Below are 21,248 nucleotides of genomic sequence, written 5' to 3' on the forward strand. Positions count from 1 at the left end.
GTGCGTAATGCTTAAATAGCACAAAGTGATAATGCCAACGCATTTAGTAGCACAAAACATTAAAAACCCGCCCACACAGCCCGAAAATTTCCGGTTAATATTCACCAGCTAAATATTTAGCAGCGTGTCTATTAAGGAAAAATAATGACTATAAAAAAATCAGCGCTGGCGGCAACGATCGGCGCGGCAGTGGCATTGACTACTTTTGCATCTCAGGCAGAAATCACCGTACTTAAGCAGGATCCTCAGGCGGGTAACCCGCTGAGCCGCCTGAACTTCACCGTTGGCGGTAGTATTCGTCCTCAGTTCCAGAACATGACCGGCGATGACGGCAAAAACGGCTACAAGCGTAACGGCTTTGACGGCGGTACCCGCTTCCGTTTCGCGGCAGACTACTACCTGTTTGATGACATCAGCTGGATCAGCTACTACGAGCTGGGGGTGAACATTCCGGCGCAGTTTAACTGGGATAACCACTACGCCGACGGCGCGCACGACACCTCACGCCGTATGCTCTACACCGGCCTGAAGAGCGATACCTGGGGTACGCTGACCTTCGGCCAGCAGAACAGCGTGTACTACGATGTGGTGGGCGCGAAAACCGATATCTGGGACTACGACATGATCGGTCAGGCGCCGGGTAACGGGATCAACGGCGACTACGACGGCTCTTACCGTTCACGCCAGATGCTGAAATATAAGAAAACCGTGGGCGATGCGGACATCTATGCATCCTACCTGTTTGAAGACAGCGAATACCTGCCGGGCAACGGCCTGCGCTACAAGCGTAAAGGCGGCGGCTCACTGGGTATTGATTACCACCTGACCACCGATCTGACCTGGGGCGCTGCGTGGAACTACACCCGCGCGGACATGCGTAACCCGGACAACGGCGACAGCAAATCCTACGACCAGAATATTGTCGGTACTGCGCTGAGCTGGACGCCGGACAACTGGACCTTCTCCGCGGGCGGCGGCTGGTACCAGAACTTCCTGACCACCAAAAAAGTGTCTGTTAACGACTACTTTGCGGGCGACGCGTGGGGTATTGAATACTTCGCAGGATACAAATTCCCAATCGGTCAGTACGCGGTGAAATCCATCCAGCCTTACTTCATGGGTGACCGCATCGAGTACGTGAACGGCCGTAACTACCAGCGCATCGACAACGGCGTGGGTATCAGCTTCCAGCTGGATTACGGTTTCCGCGTGGATTACGAACACGTGTTCACCTCCAGCACCGACAACCTGGGCGACATGAACCTGGTGCGTCTGCGTTACGACTTCTAAGGTGTCATGTAGGGTGCGGCCTGATGCCCTCACCCTGACCCTCTCCCACGGGGAGAGGGAAAAAACATTAAAAACGGCAACCCAGGTTGCCGTTTTGCTTTTACCTCGCCACCCGGCTTTTTTTAGCGATTAAGCCACTCGGCAATTTCTGCGAACGTCCCGCGATAGACAATCTTCTCCGCTTTCTTCTCCAGCTGATAGCCGTACATCGGGTCGTAATAGTCCTTCAGCAGCGGTACAAGCCAGCTGAAGTGCGCGTCGGTGCTGCCCGTTCGCTGTTGTTCGGCAAGTGCCGCGTCCAGCAGCGCCGTAAATTCCGCAAAACGCTGTAGCCCAAGCCGGCGGCGAATGGCAAACAGGCCGTGGTGCAGATACTCGCTGTACTCCTTCCAGCCCGCCTCCTCACCGTACGCGGCAGAAAAATCCGCCCACATGTGGTCAAAATACTCTTCGCGCAGGCGCTCAAGTCGGGTTTCAAACGGGTCTTCGACGACAACGATAGGGGCGTCAACCATGCGGTCGCGCAGGCACTCCGGCAGGTGGTTGGAGCCAATCATCCGGCCCTCATCCTCCAGCACCCAGCGCGCGGCGTCTTTTTTCAATAGCTCAACCGCAAGGTGATTCTCAAAGCTCGCCTGGGAAAGCTGCGGCGTAAGCGTGCGGCCAAACGACGAACCGCGATGGTGCGCCAGCCCTTCCAGATCGATGCCCTGCGCGTGCTGCTTCACCAGCAGCGTTTTACCGTTGCCGGTACAGCCGCCAATAAGCACCATCGGCTTTTGCGACTGCTCAATGGTGACCTGAATCGCCGTCTGGCGCAGGGCCTTATAGCCGCCGCGGATCAGCGGGTAGTCGATGCCAGCCTCTTTCAGCCAGGCCTGAGAGATATGCGAGCGCTGACCGCCACGCGCACAGCAGAGATAGCCCTCGGGGTGCGCAAGGCTGGCTTCGCGCCAGGCGTTAATGCGCGCCTCCCGCGTCTCGCCGCTCACCAGGCTATGGCCGAGCGCCAGCGCGGCGTCGGGTCCCTGGCGCTTATAGCAGGTACCGACGGCGGCACGCTCGTCGTCGTTCATTAAGGGCAGGTTGAGTGCGGCGGGCATCGCACCCTGGGCAAATTCGATCGGCGCGCGAACGTCGATTAAAGGGGTATCAGACGCGAGGATCGCGCGATAGTCCGTTCCATCGTTCATGGTGATTCCAGAAGAAAACTCAGCAGCAATGGGCGGGGATTGTACGCCGGGGAAGGGGAAGGTCAACTCCCCGGCGCAGATGTCTTACTTGAGCTTTGACTGTGCCCAGACAATTCCGCTCGCGTATTCTGGCGGCAGGAGAGGAACGATCGCCTCCAGGGTGGCGCTAAGGCGGTCGGTATCGCTGTCGTTCAGGTTGAGATGACCCACTTTACGACCCGCGCGAACCTCTTTGTCATACCAGTGCAGATGCACCAGCGGCAGCTTCAGCCAGTCGTAGTTCAGATCGGTCCCGATCAGGTTGATCATCACCGACGGGCTGTTAACGACGGGCTGTGGCAGCGGCAGGTCGGTGATGGCACGCAGGTGCAGTTCGAACTGGCTGATAGAGGCGCCGTTTTGCGTCCAGTGGCCGCTGTTGTGCACGCGCGGCGCCAGCTCGTTGATCAGCAGGCCCGACGGCGTGACGAAGCACTCCATCGCCATCACGCCCTCGTAGCCCAGCTCGTGCATGATGGCAGAAAGCATCTCTTCCGCCTGCGCCTGCTGGTCGGCATTGGCGTGCGGGAAGGCGACGCTGGTGCGCAGAATGCCGTCCTGATGCAGGTTATGCGTCAGCGGGTAAAACACCGTGCGGCCATCGTGCCCGCGTGCGCCAACCAGCGACACTTCGCCGCTGAAGTTGATGCCCTGCTCAACGATGCACTCGCCGTAGCAGTCGTCCGGCAGCTCGGCGGTGTCGCCTGCGCGCAGGCGCCACTGGCCGCGGCCGTCGTAGCCACCCACTCGGCGCTTCACAATCGCCAGTTCGCCCAGCATGGCGAAGACGTCATTCCACTCGCTTTTATCAGACAACAGCTGCCACGGGGCAGTTGCGAGGCCCAGCTTGTCGAACAGCTGCTTCTGCGTCAGACGGTCGGCAATGATCGGGAACACGTCGCGGTTCACAAAGGCGTTATGGCGCGCCAGCTCGCGGGTCAGGGCGGTTTCCGGCCAGCGTTCAATTTCGGCGGTGATTACGCTCTGATGGAACGGCACGGCTTCCGGCTCGGCGTCCAGCCCGACGGGCCAGACGGAAATCCCCAACGGTTCGCCAGCCTGACGCAGCATGCGGCCCAGCTGGCCGTTGCCGAGGACGCAAACCTGCTTCATGCCGCACCCCGCGGGTCCGGGTTATCCAGCACCTCGTCGGTCTGGGCTTTACGCCACTCCGCCAGGCGTTGGTGTAAATCTTTGTCGTGCGTTGCAAGAATTTGCGCGGCCAGCAGGGCGGCGTTCGCCGCGCCCGCTTTGCCAATTGCCAGCGTGCCGACAGGAATACCGCGCGGCATCTGGACGATGGAGTAGAGGCTATCGACACCGCTTAACGCGGCGCTTTGTACCGGGACGCCCAGAACCGGCACCAGGGTTTTGGCGGCAATCATGCCCGGCAGATGTGCTGCGCCGCCCGCACCGGCAATAATCACCTCATACCCGTTCTCTTCGGCGCTTTCGGCGAAGCTGAACAGTTTGTCCGGCGTACGGTGTGCGGAAACCACTTCAACGTGGTGCGGAACATTCAGGATTTCAAAGATTTCGGCGGCGAACTGCATGGTAGCCCAGTCGCTTTTGGACCCCATCACGATGGCGACACGCGCCGGATTATTGCGGGAAGACATGCGTCTTAAAACTCCTGTGGTGCGAAACACACTGCTTTCGAGGGCACAGAGAATAGCATGTTATACGGGCAAGGAAAACGGTTGCGTGGCTGAGAAACAAGCGAAACGACGAGAAAACGTTAAAACGGAAAAGCGATCAGTTCGACACCGTCGGGAGTGACTTTGACCATCGAACCCTCAGTATGCCATGCGCCCAATACCACGCGATGGGCCGGTTCACCGTTGGCGCTCAGAGAATGCACGTCAGGGCGATGGGTATGACCGTGGATCAGCCACTGAACGCCATGCTTTTCCATCACGCTCACCACAGCTTGCGGGTTGACGTCCATGATGGTCAGGGATTTGCTGCTGTTGGCGGCTTTGCTGCCCGCACGCATTCTGGCGGCGATGCGGTTGCGGATAAACAGCGGCAGGGCAAGGAACACCTTCTGGATCCACGGGGTGTGGACCTTGGCGCGAAACGCCAGATAGCCGGTATCGTCAGTGCAGAGCGTGTCGCCGTGCATGATCAGTACCTTGCGGCCATAGAGATCGAGCACCTGCTCTTCCGGCAGCAGCGTCATACCGCTTTCGCGGGCATAGCGCTTGCCGAGCAGGAAATCACGGTTGCCGTGAATGAAGTAGCAGGGGACGCCGGAATCTACCAGCGTTTTAATGGCGGCAGCCATTTCACGATGCAGCGGGTTACGATCGTCGTCGCCAATCCAGGCTTCAAACAGATCGCCCAGGATGTACAGCGCATCGGCGCTTTTCGCTTCACCGCGTAAAAAACGCAGAAAACCGGCGGTTATCGCCGGTTCTTCTGTTTGCAGATGCAGATCCGCAATAAAGAGTGTCGCCACGAATTACTCGCTGACGGTCACGCTTGTAATTACAACGTCTTCTTTAGGAACGTCCTGGTGCATGCCGCTGCGGCCGGTAGAAACGGCTTTGATCTTGTCGACCACGTCCATACCTTCAACCACTTCTGCGAACACGCAGTAGCCCCAGCCCTGCAGGCTTTCGCCGGAGAAGTTCAGGAAGTCGTTGTCCGCTACGTTGATGAAGAACTGCGCGGTGGCAGAGTGAGGCGCCTGAGTACGGGCCATTGCCAGCGTACCGCGGGTATTTTTCAGGCCGTTGTTCGCTTCGTTTTTGATCGCCTCTTTGGTCTCTTTCTGGCGCATGCCAGGCTCGAAACCGCCGCCCTGGATCATAAAGCCGTTGATCACACGGTGGAAAATAGTGTTGTTGTAGAAACCTTCGCGGCAGTAGTCCAGGAAGTTTTTAACTGTTTCAGGCGCTTTGTCATCAAAGGTCTTGATTACGATATCGCCATGATTAGTGTGGAAAGTAACCATTTTTGCATCCTGTTCCGTTATTGTGGTACGTCGACCCGCCTTCGGGTCATATATAGGGGCTTGTTATAGCATAACCACAGGACGCGATCACCTTGCATTGTGTGCTGATCCTATTCCGAATTATGGGTATTATATGGAACAAACAACTCACACACGTGTTTACATGGAATCTTCGATGTTAAAAATCTTTAATACAATGACGCGCCAGAAAGAGGAATTTAAACCTATCCATGCCGGGGAAGTCGGCATGTACGTGTGTGGTATTACGGTTTACGATCTCTGTCATATCGGCCATGGCCGTACCTTTGTCGCGTTCGACGTGGTCTCTCGCTACCTGCGCTTCCTGGGCTATAACCTAAAGTACGTGCGTAACATCACCGACATCGACGACAAAATCATCAAGCGCGCTAATGAAAACGGCGAAAGCTTTGTTGCGCTGGTGGATCGCATGATTGTTGAGATGCACAAAGATTTTGATGCCCTCAATATTCTGCGTCCGGACAGCGAGCCGCGTGCGACCCACCATATCCACGAAATTATCGAGATCACCGAAAAGCTGATCGAACGCGGTCACGCCTATGTGGCAGACAACGGCGACGTGATGTTCTCCGTGCCGACGGATCCAACCTACGGCGCGCTTTCCCGTCAGGACCTGGACCAGCTGCAGGCCGGCGCGCGCGTGGACGTGGTTGACGTGAAGCGTAACCCGATGGACTTCGTGCTGTGGAAAATGTCCAAAGAGGGCGAGCCGAGCTGGCCATCCCCGTGGGGCGAAGGCCGTCCGGGCTGGCACATTGAATGTTCCGCGATGAACTGCAAGCAGCTGGGCAACCATTTCGACATTCACGGCGGCGGTTCGGATCTGATGTTCCCGCACCACGAAAACGAAATTGCGCAGTCCACCTGCGCCCACGGCGGCGAGTACGTAAACTACTGGATGCACTCCGGGATGGTGATGGTTGACCGCGAGAAGATGTCGAAATCGCTGGGCAACTTCTTCACCGTGCGCGACGTGCTGAAGTATTACGACGCGGAAACCGTGCGCTACTTCCTGATGTCTGGCCACTATCGTAGCCAGCTGAACTATAGCGAAGAGAACCTGAAGCAGGCGCGCTCGGCGCTGGAGCGTCTGTACACCGCGCTGCGCGGCACCGACAAATCTGTGCCTGCGGCGGGCGGCGAAGCGTTCGAAGCGCGCTTCGTTGAGGTGATGAACGATGATTTCAACACCCCGGAAGCCTACTCCGTACTGTTCGACATGGCGCGCGAAGTGAACCGCCTGAAGTCAGAGGACATGGCGGCGGCGAATGCGCTGGCGTCCCATCTGCGCAAGCTCTCTTCCGTGCTCGGCCTGCTGGAGCAGGAGCCGGACGTGTTCCTGCAGAGCGGCGCGCAGGCGGACGACGGTGAAGTGGCGGAAATTGAAGCGCTGATTAAAGCGCGTCTGGAAGCGCGTCAGGCCAAAGACTGGGCGGCGGCGGATGCGGCGCGTAACCGTCTGACCGAGATGGGGATCATTCTGGAAGACGGCCCGCAGGGGACGACCTGGCGTCGTAAGTAAGTCTGTAACGCCCGGTGGCGCTAACGCTTACCGGGCCTACTTTTACCTTCTTTTCCACCACAACATCCCCATCAGCACCACCCCCGGCAGCCACACCCACAGCAGTTCCGAGATAATGACCTCATGCCCGTACGGCGTGGCGTAGCGCGACAGCGCAAACGGCGCGACCTTAATCACCTGCCACGGCGCAAAGAAGCGCTCGTCTGACCACGGCCACAGCCAGCCGACGCCTTTTCCGCCGGTGGTAACGGAATCCAGCAGGCTGTGCGACAGCAGTGAAACGGTTAAGAACAGCCAGCAGCGCGTCAGGCTGGCCCGGAACCATCGTCGGCCAATCAGCACGCAGAGTATCGGTACCGCAAAGGCAAACAGCAGCGAATGGGTAAAGCCGCGGTGGCCGAAAATATTCCCGTAGGCGACGCCGAATTTGAACGCCAGCACGTCGGCGTCCGGCAGCATGGCGAGCACGATCCCGGCAAACAGCAGGCGGGGAGGGATGACTTTCGTTCCCAGACCTAAGCCCAGGCAAAGGGGAACAGCAGCGTGAGTGATAACGGTAGGCATTGCAATTATCCATGGCAAATCACAGCAATATAGCAGCGAATTCGCTGCAGCAAACCTGTGTCAAATTCTGATTTTACGCCGACTCGCGGGCGATAAGCTGCCCGGACAGCGTAATGCGCTGGGTTTGCAGATCCGGCTCCTTCAGCTTGCGGATAATCAGCCCCGCCGCCTGTCGTCCGGTTTCATCGCTGGCCGAAGAGACGTAGGTGAAGGAAGGGGAGGTGAGGTTGACGTGGAGCATATCTTCAAAACCGATCAGCGCCACTTGCTGGGTCAGGAACACGTCTTTCCCCACGGTGCGGCCCACCTGGTGAATGCCGGAAATGGAGCCGATCATCGCATCCGGGGAGTGGCAAAGCAGGGCGGTGATGGAGCTGTTTTTCTCCAGCAGCTGGCGCGTTGCCATCGCGGCGGCCTGGGTGTCGTCGCTGCAGGCCGGTGAATAATCATCGCGCCAGACCAGCCCGTTTTGCGTCATCGCGCTGCGAAAGCCGAGCAGGCGCTGCTCGCGGATAAGACAGCCCTCGCGCCCGCCAATGTAGGCGATCGTGCGGTGTCCGCGTTCGATAAGATAGCGTGCGGCAAGGTTCGCTGCCTGGCGATTATCGCGCATGACCAGATTGCATTTTTCGTCCAGCAGAGACTGCGAGACCGCCACCAGCGGCAGCGGGCACTGGCGGATCTGCTCCGGTAAAGCGGCGTTACGGGTGTCAGACGCCAGATAAATAACGCCCGCGACGCCCTGCTGCTTAAACGACAGCAGGGTCCGTTCCAGATGTTCCTGGTCGTTCAGCGGCTGGCCGAGAAACACCATATAACCCTGCTTCTCCAGCTCCTGAACGATGCTCGCCATCACCTTGATGGAAAAGCTGTCGCTGAAGTCGCGCAGGATCAGGCCGATAAGATTGGAGGTGTTGGCGCGGAGGTTGGCAGCGGCAACGTTATGAACATAGCCCAGCGTCGTGATGGCGGCATTGACCTTCTCGATCGTCGCCTCTGAGATTTTCCCTTTCTGACGTAGCACCAGCGACACGGTAGAGACCGAGACGCCCGCGTGCTTTGCGACATCAATGATGCTGACTTTCTTCAAAACCGCTCCCTGAAATTTACCGATTATCAGCCGGATAAGACACGTCTCCCAGCGTACAGGAGACGTGTCGTTCAGGCATCTTATTATTTGCCGATCATGGTGGACATGGTCTGGGCGATAAACTGTGCTCTGGCACCGAAAATCACCTGGATCCCGTTGTCGCCGACGAAGACCACGCCGCGTGCGCCAAGCCCGTTCAGTCCGTCCCTGTCCACCGCATCGCTCTTCGCCACTTCCAGACGCAGGCGGGTGATGCAGGAGCCGACGGAGTCAATGTTCTGCGCGCCGCCCAGCAGGCCGATGATTTCGGTGGCAAGTTCGGAATCGGACTTGTCATTCGCGCTGGCGGTCACCTCCGTACGGCCCGGCGTTTTCACGTCGAAACGACGGATCACGAAGCGGAACGTGAAGTAGTAAATCAGCGCCATCGGAATGCCGATGATAATGGCACTCAGGAAGTTGGTCTGATAGCCGTTAAACGACGGCAGGATCCCGAACGACAGGTAGTCGATAAAGCCCGCCGAGAACGATTTGGCGATATGCGCGTGCAGCAGGTACATGGTCATGTACGCCAGGCCCGCCATGATGGCGTTGAAGACGTACAGAATCGGCGCCACGAAGATAAAGGTGAACTCTACCGGCTCGGTGATCCCCGTCAGGAAGCAGGTGAGGGCAGCGGAGAAGAGAATACCGGCCGCGATTTTCTTATTCTTCGTATGCGCTTCGTGGTACATCGCCAGGCATGCCGCGGGCAGCGCGAACAGCATCAGCGGGAACTCGCCCTGCATGAATTTCCCGGCGTTCTGGTAGGTGTCGCTGCTGAAGGATTTCACCCCCTCTTCGAGCATCTTGAACCAGATGGTCTGGTCGCCGTGGATCACCTGGCCCGCCTGGGTGGTGTAATCCCCGAACGAATACCAGAAGGACGGATACCAGATGTGGTGCAGGCCGAGCGGGATCAGCGCGCGCTCCACCAGCCCGAAGATAAAGGTCGATGCCGCCTGGTTATCACCGTTTACGATCACTGAGAGCGCGTCGATACCGGCCTGAATATGCTGCCAGACGTACGGTAGCAGCAGCCCCATCAGGAAAGAGAGGAACGCCGTGGCGATCGCCACAAAGCGCTTCCCGGAGAAGAAGCCGAGGAACTCCGGCAGCTGCATGGTGTGGAAGCGGTTGTAGCACCAGGCTGCGAGAATGCCGCAGATAAGCCCGCCGAAGACGCCCATCTGCAGCGTCGGGATGCCGACCACCATGGCATATTTTCCGCCCTGTGAGGCCATTTCCGGCGTAATGCTTAATACGGTACTGATGGTGATGTTAGTGACAAACACCGACACCGCCGCCGAGAGTGCTGCAATACCGGATTCCGAGGCCAGACCGACAGCAGAGCCGATGGCAAACAGCATCGGCAGGTTATCAAAGATAACCCCGCCGGCGTTCATCATCAGCGGCAGGTGGAACTTATCGCCGAAGGCCAGCAGCAGGCCCGCAGCGGGAAGCAGTGAAATTGGCAGCATTAAGGCGCGACCAATCATCGATAACTTAGACAGCGATTTAACAAACCCTGATATCAGACTCATGCTGATTTCCCCCGAGTAGCGCTTTTTAAGCGCTGTTATTGTAAGTAGAACGTTTTAGTAGAACGTTCTACTTATCGTGGGGAAAGAGTGAAAAACGCGCAACTGAAATCTCACCTTTCAACAGATGAAATAGTGATTATTTGAAGTTGATCGATAAATAACCGTGATGGATATGGGGGGATTTTTGATCCCCTCTCCCCTTTGGGGAGAGGGTGAGGAGGACTCAGGCCGTCACGGTCACGCTCTGCCCTTCAAAGCTCACGGTCTGGCCGGCGACAATTTTGCAGCGCTTGCGGGTTTCCACCACGCCGTCTACTTTCACCTGTCCGTCGGCGATAACGATTTTCGCCTGCGCGCCGCTTTCGCTCCAGCCTTCAAGCTTGAGCAGATCGCACAGCTCAACGTGCGGGTGTTTGCCTAATGAAAATGTGGCCATCTTATGCTTCCTCTACATCGTGGTACTCTTCGCATGCCTGCAAAGTATTCTGAATCAGCGTTGCTACAGTCATCGGGCCAACGCCGCCCGGCACTGGCGTAATGTAAGAGGCGCGAGCCGCGGCATCTTCATACACCACGTCGCCGACCACTTTGCCGTTTTCCAGACGGTTAATCCCGACGTCCACGACAATCGCGCCCTCTTTGATCCACTCGCCTGGAATAAAGCCCGGCTTGCCGACCGCGACGATCAGCAGATCGGCGTTTTCAACGTGGTGACGCAGGTTTTTGGTAAAGCGGTGGGTCACGGTGGTGGTGCAGCCGGCCAGCAGCAGCTCCATGCTCATCGGACGGCCCACGATGTTGGACGCGCCGATGACCACGGCGTTCAGGCCGTAGGTGTCGATGTTATAACGCTCCAGCAGCGTCACGATGCCGCGCGGGGTGCACGGGCGCAGACGCGGCGCGCGCTGGCACAGGCGGCCCACGTTGTACGGATGGAAACCGTCGACGTCTTTATCCGGTGCGATACGCTCTAGCACCTTCACGTTGTCGATGCCCGCAGGCAGCGGCAGCTGAACCAGAATGCCGTCGATCTCTTTATCGGCATTCAGGGTGTCAATAAGTTCCAGCAGTTCCGCTTCGCTGGTGGTTTCCGGCAAATCGTAAGAGCGGGAGACGAACCCCACCTCTTCACACGCTTTGCGTTTGCTGCCGACATAAATCTGCGATGCCGGGTTGCTGCCAACCAGCACAACGGCCAGCCCGGGAGCGCGTTTTCCGGCGGCTTTACGCGCCTTCACTTTTTCCGCGACCTCAGAGCGCACCTGCTGCGCAATCGTTTTACCGTCAATAATCTTTGCTGCCATCAGAGAGAAGATTCCGTCTGTAACGTTTGAAAGGGGGGATTGCCTGTATTTTGTCAGAAGCGAGCGCCGCTGTCAGTCACCCTTTACGAGTTTTCATCCGCGAGGCGCAAAAACCCTTCTTAAGTGATGGTCAATTTCTTAGGCGGGATTAGGATGTGACCTGGCGAAATGGCAGTGTTTTGACATATTTAAAAATTACATCCTGAGCTACTTTGTCTCCTCCGAAATAAGTTTTCAATTATGCAATTGAACGTATTTCTTATTCCCGATTTTTCGCGGGAAGGGTTATTTACATTTTAAAGGAATAGACATGAAACTCAGCAACATTGCTTCTTCTGTTATTGCAACACTGGCCCTGGTCGCGGGTGCCGCTAATGCAGCCGATCCCGTTACGCCGGTTACCGTAAATGGCGGTACCGTGCATTTTAAAGGTGAACTGGTTAATGCTGCTTGTTCAGTAAATACCGATTCTTCCGAGCAGACGGTTAATCTCGGTCAGTATCGTACCGCGAAATTCACCAAAGTGGGCGACACCACCTCTAATATTCCGTTCAACATTGAACTGAATGACTGCGATCCACTGGTTGCGAAAACCGCTGCCGTTGCTTTCACCGGCCAGATCGACGCGACCGACAAAACCCTGCTGGCCGTGACGTCCGGTAACAACGACAACACCGCGAAAGGCGTGGGTATCGAGATCCTCGACAGCAAATCCAGCGTGCTGACCCCGGACGGTGCCACCTTCTCTGCCGCGAAAGACCTGATTAAAGGGACTAACACCCTGCAATTCACCGCGCGCTACAAATCAACGGCTGCAACCACCGAGCCAGGCCAGGCGAACGCTGACGCCACCTTCGTAATGAAATACGAATAATACCCTCGCACAGGGATGTTCAGGCCTCAGGGACGAGGCCCGTCATACGCTACTGCCAGGAACGAAGGATGACAAGGACTGGAACACTACTGCTGTTAACCCTTGCGATGGCCTGCCCGGCATCGGCGCATACCGTGGTGATCGAAGGCGGCAAGGTGCATCTTCGTGGGGAGCTGGTAAACGGCGGCTGTGCCGTGGCGCCCGACAGCCAGAATATGCGCATCGACATGGGGCAGTACCGAACCAATTCATTTTCCGGTGTGGGCAGCTTTTCAACGGTTAATGTGCCGTTCACCGTGCGGCTGCTGGACTGCAGCGTGGATGTCTCCCGCATCGTGGGGATCCAGTTTCAGGGCGTGACGCCCGCGGAAGATCCGCAGGTTTTTCTGGCGACATCGCGGCCAGGTGAAACGCCTGTCAGCAGCGGCGTGGGGCTGGCGCTTTTTGATGAGCAGCAGCGTCAGATTATCCCGAATGCGACGGCCGTCAGCTGGTTGCCCGTGAATACCAGCGAGCTCGCATTTCATTTTAGCGCCCGCTATCGCGCTATTTCCGAACACCTCGTGCCAGGCAATATTCAGTCGGATGTCTGGTTTACGTTGATTTATCCATAACACCTGCGAACACATTATTAAAGGTACGGTTTTGATGAATATGCTAATTAAACCAGGACTGCTTTTATCGTTTATTTTAATGATGGTTTCTGCTTGCGCGAATGCTTCCGGCGGTATTGCGCTGGGGGCCACGCGCGTTATTTATCCGGCGGATGCGAAGCAAACGTCGCTGGCGATCACCAACAGCAATAAACAAGAACGCTACTTAATTAACGCGTGGATCGAAAATGCCAGCGGGCAAAAGGAAAAAACCTTTGCCGTCACGCCGCCGCTGTTCGTTAGCGAGCCGGACAGCGAAAACACGCTGCGTATTATTTACGCCGGGCCCGCGCTGCCCGCCGATCGCGAATCGCTCTTTTACATGAACGTGAAGGCGATCCCGTCAGTGAACAAAGCGAAAACGGAAAACAATAACGTGCTGCAGCTGGCGATCCTTTCGCGCATCAAGCTGTTTGTGCGCCCGAATAACCTGGCGATGCAGCCGGATGAGGCGCTTTCCCAGCTGCGCTTTGAGCGCGTGGGGAACCATCTCAAAGTCAGCAACGCCTCGCCGTATTACATCACTCTGGTCAACCTGAAGCTGGGCGGTCAGACGCTGGAAAACCTGATGGTCGCGCCGAAAAACTCGGCTCAGCAGGTGCTGCCTGCCGGGGCTGGCGGTACGCTCTCCTGGCAGAGCGTGAATGACTACGGTGCCATTACACCGGCGCGCAGCGTCAACCTGTGAGCAGAGTCAGGGCGATGAAAAACCACCAGGGACGTTACTGCCCGGTTGCACTGGCGCTGATGGCCGCGCTCTGGCCGCAGGCTGGCTGGAGCGAAAGCTACTTCAACCCGGCCTTCTTATCCGACGACACCGCCAGCGTGGCGGATTTGTCACGTTTTGAACAGGGGCACCAGCAGGCACCCGGCATCTATCGCGTGGATATCTGGCGTAACGATGAGTTTATCGGCACCCAGGACGTGCGTTTTGAACAGGCCGAGAACACGCCGCCGGTGGCGGGCGGCCTGTCGCCGTGCATTACGCGCGCGATGCTCGATCGCTTTGGCGTCAACGTTGCCGCATTTCCCGAGCTGGCGAAGGTGCAGGGTGAAACGTGCGTTCCATTGACCACGGCCATTCCCGGCAGCGAAACGGTATTTAACTTTGCTTCACAGCGCCTGAACGTCAGCCTGCCGCAGGTGGCAATGCAAAACAGCGCGCGCGGCTATATTCCGCCTGAACAGTGGGATGAAGGCATTCCCGCCGCGCTGGTGAACTACAGCTTTACGGGCAACCGGGGAAGCGAAGACGACAGCTATTACCTGAACCTGCAGAGCGGGCTGAACTATGGTGCCTGGCGTTTACGCAACAACGGCGCATGGCGCTACACGCAAAATAACGGGAAGCGGCGCAGCGAGTGGCAGAATATTGGCACCTGGGCGCAGCGCACCGTTATCCCACTGAAAAGTGAGCTGGTGCTGGGCGACAGCAACACCGGGAATGACGTTTTCGACAGCGTCGGTTTTCGCGGCGGGCGGCTCTATTCGTCTGACAGCATGTACCCCGACAGCCTGCAGGGTTACGCGCCGACCGTGCGCGGTATTGCCCGTACGCCTGCCAAAGTGGTGGTTCGCCAGAACGGCTACGTTATCTATCAAAGCTACGTCCAGCCCGGCGCGTTCGCCATTACCGATCTTAACCCGACCTCCTCCAGCGGTGACCTTGACGTCACGGTGGAAGAGAAAGACGGCAGCCAGCAGCGCTACACCGTGCCGTACTCCACCGTGCCGCTCCTGCAGCGTGAAGGGCGCTGGAAATATGACCTCGTGGCGGGGGATTACCGCAGCGGTAACAGCGACCAGGATACACCGTTCTTCGCCCAGGGCACCCTGATTACCGGCCTTGCCAACGGCTTTACGCTCTATGGCGGCACCCAGCTGGCGTCACGCTATACCGCAGTGGCCGTCGGTGCCGGGAAAAACCTCGGTGACTGGGGCGCAGTCTCCGTCGATATCACCCACGCCCGCAGCCAGCTCGCGGACGACAGCAAACATGAAGGGCAATCGCTGCGTTTTCTGTATGCAAAATCGCTGAACGGGTTTGGCACCAACTTCCAGCTGCTGGGCTACCGCTACTCAACGAAGGGGTTTTACACCCTGGACGACGTGGCCTGGCGCTCAATGGAGGGCTACCAGTATGCCGATAGCCAGGACGATAACGATGTGCCGGACGTGCAGAGCTATCACAACCTGACGTGGAATAAAAAAGGCCGCTTCCAGCTCAACATTTCCCAGTCGCTGGGGGATTACGGCTCGGTCTATATCTCCGGGAGCGAGCAAACCTACTGGGGGACGGACGAAACGAACCTCTGGTATCAGCTGGGCTACGCGGGGGGCCTGAAGGGGATCAATTACTCCCTGTCATGGTCGTGGAACAAATCCGTCGGGATCGACGGTACCGACCGGATCGCGTCGTTTAACGTCTCCGTGCCGTTTAGCCTCTTTACCCGCCAGGGCTATCGCCGGGACAGCGCGATCGATCGCGCCTATGCCACCGCATCCGCCAGCCGAAACAGCGATGGCGACACGAGCTGGCAAACCGGCGTCAGCGGCACGCTGCTTGAGGACCGCAACCTGAACTACAGCGTGACCCAGGGACACGCCAGCACCAACGGCTCAAGCGGAAGCGCCAGCGCCAACTGGCAGGCAACCTACGGCACGCTGGGCGTGGGCTACAACTATTCCCGCGATCAGCACGATCTCAACTGGCAGCTCTCCGGTGGAGTGGTTGGCCATTCAGACGGCGTGACCTTCAGCCAGCCGCTGGGCGATACCAACGTGCTGATTAAGGCGCCGGGGGCATCAGGCGTCAGCGTGGAAAACCAGACCGGCGTGAAGACCGACTGGCGAGGCTACGCGGTCATGCCGTATGCCACCGTCTACCGCTACAACCGCGTGGCGCTGGATACCAATACCATGAGCAACAACACCGACATCGAAAACAACGTGAGCAGCGTGGTGCCGACCAAAGGCGCGCTCGTCCGCGCCAGCTTTGATACCCGCATTGGCGTGCGCGCCCTGCTGACGGTAACGCGCGGCAACCAGCCGGTGCCGTTCGGCGCCGTGGTGCGCGAAACCCAGAGCGGCGTGACCAGCATGGTGGGGGATGACGGGCAAATTTACCTGAGTGGGCTGCCGCTGGAAGGCGAACTGCTGGTCCAGTGGGGTAACGGGGCGCAGTCCCAGTGCCGTGCGCCTTACAGCTTGCCTGAAAAGAGCCTGCAACAGGCGATCACACTTAAGGGGATCCGCTGTGATTAAAATCCATATCTTTGCCTTGTCGCTTCTGGCACTCCTGCCCGCGACAAACGCGTTAGCCACCGTGTGCGTCAATGAAAAGGGCGTGCCGACGGAGGTGCATTACGACCTGACGGATAAATTCAACAGCTCGAATAACCAGGTTGGGCAGGTTGTCACCCTCAGCGAGAAATCGCAGTGGGTGGGGGTAAACGCCGTCTGCCCGAAGGGCACCGTCGGGAATACCACCAAGCGCAGCTACGTGACGGATTACCCGATCACCGGGACCAGCGATGGCTATCAGTATCTGAAGCTTAACGACTATCTGGACGGGGCGATGAAGATCACGGACAGCTATGCTGGCGCGTTTTATCCACCCAAAAGCTATATCCAGATGGGGAGCCATCCGAACGTTTCAAAAAACAAACCGTTTGGCGTGCAGGATTCCAGCCTTATTTTCCGTCTTAAGGTGACCCGACGCTTTATCAATATGGTGGTGATCCCGCGTGCCACCATGTTCCGCGTTTACGTCACTACCACCTCCTCCGATCCGTTGACCACGCCGGTCTACACCATCAGCTACAGCGGAACCATTCAGGTGCCGCAGAGCTGCGCCATCAACGCCGGCAATGTGGTTGAATTTGATTTCGGCGACATTGGCGCCTCCCTGTTCAGCAAGGCGGGCGTGGGTAACAAGCCGGAGGGCGTCTCATCGCAAAGCAAAACCATCGCGATTAAATGCACCAACGTGGAGGCAAACGCTATGCTGACGATGCGCGTCGAGGCTGAAAAGGTCTCCAATAATGTGGTGGTGTCGGATAACCCGGATGTGGGGTTTATCATTGCCAACGAGAGCGGTGCGCCGCTCACGCCTAACAACCTGACGAGCAAAATTCCGTTCCGCCTGGACGACAGCGCGCAGGCGCAGGTGGGGATCCGGGTCTGGCCGGTGAGCGTGACGGGCAACAAGCCAGCGGAAGGGCGCTTTACCTCGCGCGGATATTTGCGTGTGGATTACGACTAAGGAGCAGACATGCGAAACGGGATCCGTTTTATCACCGTGGCGCTCTTTGCGCTTTGCACCCAGGCTCAGGCGGAAACCGCATTGGGCGAAATTAATATTCGGCTCTACGGCAATATTGTCGATTTCACCTGCGTGGCAGAGGGCAACGATAGCGACAAAACGGTCACGCTGGGCACCTGGCCCACTAAGCAACTCAACACCACGGGGAGCCGCACGCAGCCTATGCCCTTCACGCTGAAGCTGACCGGCTGTCCCCCCGGGGCGGCGTCCATTACGTTCTCGGGTAAGGCTGACGGGAGCAATAGCGGGTTGCTGGCGCTGAATGATGCCAGTACAGCGAGCCACGTCGCCGTCGAGATCAGGGATGCGGATAAAACGCGTCTGGCGCTTCAGCAGGTCAGCCAGCCGGTCACGGTTGATGCACAGGGGAATGCGACCCTATCATTTTATGCCAATTATATTGCTACGGCCGATAACCCTCAGCCCGGACGGGCTGATGCGGATGCTACCTTCATGATTAATTATAATTAGCACTGACCGCACTCCCTGCAGCTCGGATAAACTGCAGGGAGTGAATTCAGGTTATAGCAGCTCGTGCGCTTTGGCGTAATCTATTAATTCCACGATGCTTTGTACGCCAAGCTTGGAATAAATATTGGATTTGTGCGCACTGATGGTCTTATTGCTTAACAGTAACTGTTCAGCAATCTCCTTATTGGATAATCCATTCGCCAGATAACGTAATACCGTGACCTCGCGATTCGATAATGGCATATCCGCTGCCATCCCTTTTCCCGAACCCATATGGTTTATAAAATTCAGCGTTTCCGACGGGAAAAAAGAATAACCCATCAGAATCATCTCTACGGCGTTGTAGATCTCACCCAAATCTTTTCGTTTACTGACGAAGCCGTTGGCCCCGGCGCGAATCGCACGACCCGCGTAAAATAACTCTGATTTAGAGGAGAGGAACAGAATCTTAATGTCTTTGTTTAAGTTTCTGATTCTCTTCAGTAAAGCGAAGGCGTCTGTGCCCGTAAGTTCGATGTCAAGGATCACCAAATCGATAGGATGATTGCGAATACAGTCAAGAACTTCATGGCTATCGCCAGACTTAAGCTTGACTGTGATATTTTTATTTTTCTGTAGCAGGACCTCTATCGACATTCTGACGATAGGATGTTCGTCCATAATGATAACGGATGCCGGTTTCATTTTTAATGCCTCAGATTGTTAAAAGCGTTATGCAGAGTTTTGTAAAACTCTCGAAATGCCGGAAGGATATAAAGTGCAGATCCCTATACCGTAGTATTTCCCTGGAAAGAGCGAAAGCATCCTTGTTTACGTAATGAAAAGAACAGTGCCTCAGCGCGGTCATCTCATTTGGCTGGTGTTGGCAAAAAGATTTTTCTTATTCAGATTTGGTACGCATCTTATTATACAGAGTAAGTTTTTTCCGAAAACCCTGTAAATTAGTCTCCGCTTATTGGTTTGTATTATCTTCTGGATCTTAATGGCTATGTTTTTAAATTTAGCGGAAATATCCTGTTATCCCATTTACCGCATCTTTTCATCTTTATGTAATAACAAAAAATAACAGATGTCACTTTATGTTGCGTAATTGTTAATAAAAAAGACCGTCGATTCGGCGGGCGACCCAGGGTCAAAGAGGCGAAAAAGTGCCCTCGCAAGGTGTCAAACCTTCATCTGAAAGTGCTTAAGGCGCATCAACGTCACGCCATCATCGCGCAGGAGAACATGCTATTCACTTTGCTTTCCGCTCCTGGAGAGTGAAGCGAAGCTGCTTGTTTTTACATCATTATCATCTTATTAACGCCTTCTGCATTCACTTAACGGATGGAGGAAAGTGCTGCCTTTGGTTCATTCTGTGACATTTCACATGGTTCCGAACCATAAATTAGGAATAGTTATAAAATCGAATACATTGTTAAAATTTAACCATTTCATAACATGCGTGGTAAGTAAATTCCTAAAGCGCTTTAGGAAATAAGAAGTTAGTGCGTAAGTTAAAACGTGCAGTCAGAGAGGTTATTAAGAAGGTGTAACAATTCCTGGCGATGGCTCAGCCCCAGCTTAAGCAGGATGCAGCTGAGACGATAGATAATGCGGCTATAGGGGCGATTCTGCAGAAGGGCAATCTGACGCAGCGTCTTACCGCGGGCAAGCTCCTGCAAAATGGGCCATTCATTGCGGGAAAACCAGTCTTTATCGGACCCCTGCGGTGGGCGGGCATCCATCAGGCTGTGTTGAAGCCCTGCCGCGTTCATCTGACGTTCCAGCACGTGAAAAGGCCCCGCAGCTTTGCAGAAGAGGCGGGTATCATAATTATCTGCCCGGACCAGTAGCCACGGCGTCAGGAAGGGGGGATACAGGCTATGCCTTCTTAACTGATCCAGTTGATCAATCAGCCCGGTGGAACGGCTTTCTACATCCACCACCAGACGCGCTGAAGGCCATTGTGCCTGAGCACCGAGCGCATCATCCAGTGAGATATAGTCGCAACAGCTGCTCAGGGGAAACTGCCCATTGAGAAAACCGGTGCGCAGAAAATGATCCTCCGTGACCAGAATGATAAACGGAGCGTCGGTTTTTCGGGGCTGGCTGATGGACTGGCTCAAAAACTCGAGCCGGTCGAAAAAGGGGGGAGCAAAAGGTGAGCGCGTAAATCCCAGTGCATCACTTCCTGTACGCCGCCGCCGGTAACGGCGCACTGTCATTCGCATGGTCTCCCTCCTGGAAATGGCTCTTTAATCCTCCGGCCATGTCCAGGACGGCCAGTAATATCCCTGGCCGAGATCTGCGCCTGCCTGCAGTGCCCAGGTGCGATCGCGTTCAGTCTCAATACCTTCGATGAGCACGCTCCCGGCCAGCTGAAAGCAACGTGAAACCAGCTGCCTCAGCGCGGGTGTGGCGCGTAAACGCCAGAATGCGCCCTTATCAATTTTGATGCCGTTCAACGGTAATCGACAAAATAAAAACGGCTGAATAACCGTTTCGTCGATGTCATCCAGCCATATACTGTGCCCCTGTTCCCGGAGTTTCGACAGGTTTTGAATGACGCGCTGCTTCTGTGCGGCAGAGAAAGCCAGAAAGACAGAGAGATCAACAATCTCGATATTCAGCGGCGTGTTTTTCAGATTGATGAGCCGCTGAAAGGACGCTGGCTCTGTCAGAACGGTTATCGGCAGATTAATAAAAAGATTTTTACCGTGCGGCGTCTTTTTTAGTGCAGCAAGCTGCGCTTCAAGCAGCGTCATTGACCAGCCTGCCGACTGATGGCGGAAAAAATCCTCGCTGTGCTGCGTTTCGGACAGAATGCTAAGCACCTCCACGCCAACCTGACGCTGAGAGGTGAGGGCGACGACAGGCTCCAGTTTGATGCCGACGATGTCCTGAGACATAAACTGTAACCGGGGGGGCGTATCGAACGGGTTGTGCGCTGTCACTCCATTGTCCTGTTGTCTGTCAGCCTCCAGGCGGCCGGGAAACCTCGCTCTAGTGTGACGAGCCGACGAGCAGGAAAACAGCAGGCGTTACTTAAATGCAACTAAGCCTTTTCGCAGCGCTAAATTTTACGGTGAAACAGCGAGAAATGTTGAGAAAATAGCCGTATTTACAATCGGCTAGCGGTAATTGCCCCCGAAAACGGAAAAGGCATTGACTCACCTGCCATTGACCGTATAATTCTTCGCGTTTCACCACCGCGAAGTTCACTCTTCTCAGTGCGCCCTTAGCTCAGTTGGATAGAGCAACGGCCTTCTAAGCCGTAGGTCGTAGGTTCGAATCCTACAGGGCGTGCCATTTAGAAACAGGCACTTACGCCAGTTTCAAACCATCCTGATTTTCTCCTTGT

At 56.2% G+C, this 21,248-nt stretch carries 21 protein-coding genes and 1 tRNA gene; 9 read left to right on the plus strand and 13 right to left on the minus strand.

Annotation, left to right across the window (positions count from 1 at the left end; translation table 11 throughout):
• The first annotated feature begins 144 nt into the window (after nucleotides 1-144).
• On the plus strand, nucleotides 145-1,290 hold the full coding sequence (locus ACMGGH_RS10915) for a porin (RefSeq protein WP_047367634.1): 1,146 nt from the start codon (nucleotides 145-147) through the stop codon (nucleotides 1,288-1,290).
• A gap of 122 nt (nucleotides 1,291-1,412) precedes the next feature.
• Here ACMGGH_RS10915 and mnmH read toward each other — a convergent pair whose 3' ends face one another.
• The 5 genes from mnmH to ppiB all read right to left on the minus strand — a co-directional run bounded on the left by mnmH (nucleotide 1,413) and on the right by ppiB (nucleotide 5,481).
• The gene (gene mnmH / locus ACMGGH_RS10920; RefSeq protein WP_045260707.1) at nucleotides 1,413-2,483 is read right to left on the minus strand and encodes a tRNA 2-selenouridine(34) synthase MnmH; all 1,071 of its coding nucleotides are present in this window, start codon (nucleotides 2,481-2,483) and stop codon (nucleotides 1,413-1,415) included.
• Between the two features lie 84 nt (nucleotides 2,484-2,567).
• Nucleotides 2,568-3,635 carry a 5-(carboxyamino)imidazole ribonucleotide synthase gene (gene purK / locus ACMGGH_RS10925; protein ID WP_232948775.1) on the minus strand — a complete coding sequence of 356 codons (1,068 nt, stop codon included), beginning with the start codon at nucleotides 3,633-3,635 and terminating at the stop codon, nucleotides 2,568-2,570.
• The gene (gene purE, locus ACMGGH_RS10930) at nucleotides 3,632-4,141 is read right to left on the minus strand and encodes a 5-(carboxyamino)imidazole ribonucleotide mutase (RefSeq protein WP_006809824.1); all 510 of its coding nucleotides are present in this window, start codon (nucleotides 4,139-4,141) and stop codon (nucleotides 3,632-3,634) included. The genes purK and purE overlap by 4 nt, the downstream gene beginning before the upstream one ends.
• Nucleotides 4,142-4,260: 119 nt before the next feature.
• The gene (gene lpxH / locus ACMGGH_RS10935; protein ID WP_232948776.1) at nucleotides 4,261-4,983 is read right to left on the minus strand and encodes a UDP-2,3-diacylglucosamine diphosphatase; all 723 of its coding nucleotides are present in this window, start codon (nucleotides 4,981-4,983) and stop codon (nucleotides 4,261-4,263) included.
• A 3-nt stretch (nucleotides 4,984-4,986) separates the two neighbouring features.
• Nucleotides 4,987-5,481: a peptidylprolyl isomerase B gene (gene ppiB / locus ACMGGH_RS10940; protein WP_000256009.1), complete on the minus strand. Its 495-nt coding sequence runs from the start codon at nucleotides 5,479-5,481 to the stop codon at nucleotides 4,987-4,989.
• 175 nt (nucleotides 5,482-5,656) lie between these two features.
• Between ppiB and cysS the strand changes: the two genes are divergently transcribed.
• Entirely contained in the window at nucleotides 5,657-7,042 is a 1,386-nt protein-coding gene (gene cysS, locus ACMGGH_RS10945; protein ID WP_193051080.1) for a cysteine--tRNA ligase, read from the plus strand.
• 42 nt (nucleotides 7,043-7,084) lie between these two features.
• Here cysS and ACMGGH_RS10950 read toward each other — a convergent pair whose 3' ends face one another.
• The 5 genes from ACMGGH_RS10950 to folD form a co-directional block, all read right to left on the minus strand.
• The gene (locus ACMGGH_RS10950; RefSeq protein ID WP_028012221.1) at nucleotides 7,085-7,606 is read right to left on the minus strand and encodes a metal-dependent hydrolase; all 522 of its coding nucleotides are present in this window, start codon (nucleotides 7,604-7,606) and stop codon (nucleotides 7,085-7,087) included.
• Nucleotides 7,607-7,679: 73 nt separating this feature from the next.
• Complete coding sequence (gene malI / locus ACMGGH_RS10955) at nucleotides 7,680-8,696, minus strand: Mal regulon transcriptional regulator MalI (RefSeq protein ID WP_028012222.1); 1,017 nt, start codon at nucleotides 8,694-8,696, stop codon at nucleotides 7,680-7,682.
• Nucleotides 8,697-8,779: 83 nt separating this feature from the next.
• Nucleotides 8,780-10,279, minus strand: coding sequence for a PTS transporter subunit EIIC (locus ACMGGH_RS10960; RefSeq protein ID WP_028012223.1), 1,500 nt, complete (start codon nucleotides 10,277-10,279; stop codon nucleotides 8,780-8,782).
• A gap of 223 nt (nucleotides 10,280-10,502) precedes the next feature.
• Complete coding sequence (ybcJ, locus tag ACMGGH_RS10965; RefSeq protein ID WP_028012224.1) at nucleotides 10,503-10,715, minus strand: ribosome-associated protein YbcJ; 213 nt, start codon at nucleotides 10,713-10,715, stop codon at nucleotides 10,503-10,505.
• A 1-nt stretch (nucleotide 10,716) separates the two neighbouring features.
• Nucleotides 10,717-11,583, minus strand: coding sequence for a bifunctional methylenetetrahydrofolate dehydrogenase/methenyltetrahydrofolate cyclohydrolase FolD (gene folD, locus ACMGGH_RS10970; protein WP_028012225.1), 867 nt, complete (start codon nucleotides 11,581-11,583; stop codon nucleotides 10,717-10,719).
• 310 nt (nucleotides 11,584-11,893) lie between these two features.
• Here folD and fimA point away from each other — a divergent pair, with 310 nt between their 5' ends.
• From fimA to sfmF, 6 genes are all read left to right on the plus strand, one after another.
• Nucleotides 11,894-12,457 carry a type 1 fimbrial major subunit FimA gene (gene fimA, locus ACMGGH_RS10975; protein WP_028012226.1) on the plus strand — a complete coding sequence of 188 codons (564 nt, stop codon included), beginning with the start codon at nucleotides 11,894-11,896 and terminating at the stop codon, nucleotides 12,455-12,457.
• Between the two features lie 68 nt (nucleotides 12,458-12,525).
• Entirely contained in the window at nucleotides 12,526-13,071 is a 546-nt protein-coding gene (gene fimI, locus ACMGGH_RS10980; protein WP_028012227.1) for a type 1 fimbrial protein subunit FimI, read from the plus strand.
• Nucleotides 13,072-13,105: 34 nt separating this feature from the next.
• A complete protein-coding gene (gene fimC / locus ACMGGH_RS10985; protein ID WP_028012228.1) occupies nucleotides 13,106-13,798 on the plus strand; it encodes a type 1 fimbria chaperone FimC in 693 nt (230 codons plus the stop codon).
• Between the two features lie 14 nt (nucleotides 13,799-13,812).
• Nucleotides 13,813-16,374 carry a fimbrial biogenesis usher protein gene (locus ACMGGH_RS10990; RefSeq protein ID WP_232929514.1) on the plus strand — a complete coding sequence of 854 codons (2,562 nt, stop codon included), beginning with the start codon at nucleotides 13,813-13,815 and terminating at the stop codon, nucleotides 16,372-16,374.
• Nucleotides 16,367-17,374, plus strand: coding sequence for a type 1 fimbria D-mannose specific adhesin FimH (gene fimH, locus ACMGGH_RS10995; protein ID WP_059355415.1), 1,008 nt, complete (start codon nucleotides 16,367-16,369; stop codon nucleotides 17,372-17,374). The genes ACMGGH_RS10990 and fimH overlap by 8 nt, the downstream gene beginning before the upstream one ends.
• A 9-nt stretch (nucleotides 17,375-17,383) precedes the next feature.
• Nucleotides 17,384-17,905: a fimbria assembly protein gene (gene sfmF, locus ACMGGH_RS11000; protein WP_226858963.1), complete on the plus strand. Its 522-nt coding sequence runs from the start codon at nucleotides 17,384-17,386 to the stop codon at nucleotides 17,903-17,905.
• Nucleotides 17,906-17,956: 51 nt separating this feature from the next.
• Here sfmF and fimZ read toward each other — a convergent pair whose 3' ends face one another.
• The 3 genes from fimZ to ACMGGH_RS11015 all read right to left on the minus strand — a co-directional run bounded on the left by fimZ (nucleotide 17,957) and on the right by ACMGGH_RS11015 (nucleotide 20,841).
• On the minus strand, nucleotides 17,957-18,589 hold the full coding sequence (gene fimZ, locus ACMGGH_RS11005) for a fimbria biosynthesis transcriptional regulator FimZ (protein ID WP_028012232.1): 633 nt from the start codon (nucleotides 18,587-18,589) through the stop codon (nucleotides 17,957-17,959).
• Nucleotides 18,590-19,401: 812 nt separating this feature from the next.
• Nucleotides 19,402-20,118, minus strand: a complete 717-nt coding sequence (locus ACMGGH_RS11010) for a helix-turn-helix transcriptional regulator (RefSeq protein WP_028012233.1) — start codon at nucleotides 20,116-20,118, stop codon at nucleotides 19,402-19,404.
• A 24-nt stretch (nucleotides 20,119-20,142) separates the two neighbouring features.
• The gene (locus ACMGGH_RS11015) at nucleotides 20,143-20,841 is read right to left on the minus strand and encodes an EAL domain-containing protein (RefSeq protein WP_059357448.1); all 699 of its coding nucleotides are present in this window, start codon (nucleotides 20,839-20,841) and stop codon (nucleotides 20,143-20,145) included.
• 278 nt (nucleotides 20,842-21,119) lie between these two features.
• Between ACMGGH_RS11015 and ACMGGH_RS11020 the strand changes: the two genes are divergently transcribed.
• A tRNA-Arg gene (locus tag ACMGGH_RS11020) sits at nucleotides 21,120-21,196 on the plus strand.
• Nucleotides 21,197-21,248: the final 52 nt, after the last annotated feature.

Origin of the sequence: Enterobacter sp. BNK-16 (assembly GCF_048684955.1) — a bacterium.
GTDB lineage: Bacteria > Pseudomonadota > Gammaproteobacteria > Enterobacterales > Enterobacteriaceae > Enterobacter > Enterobacter bugandensis.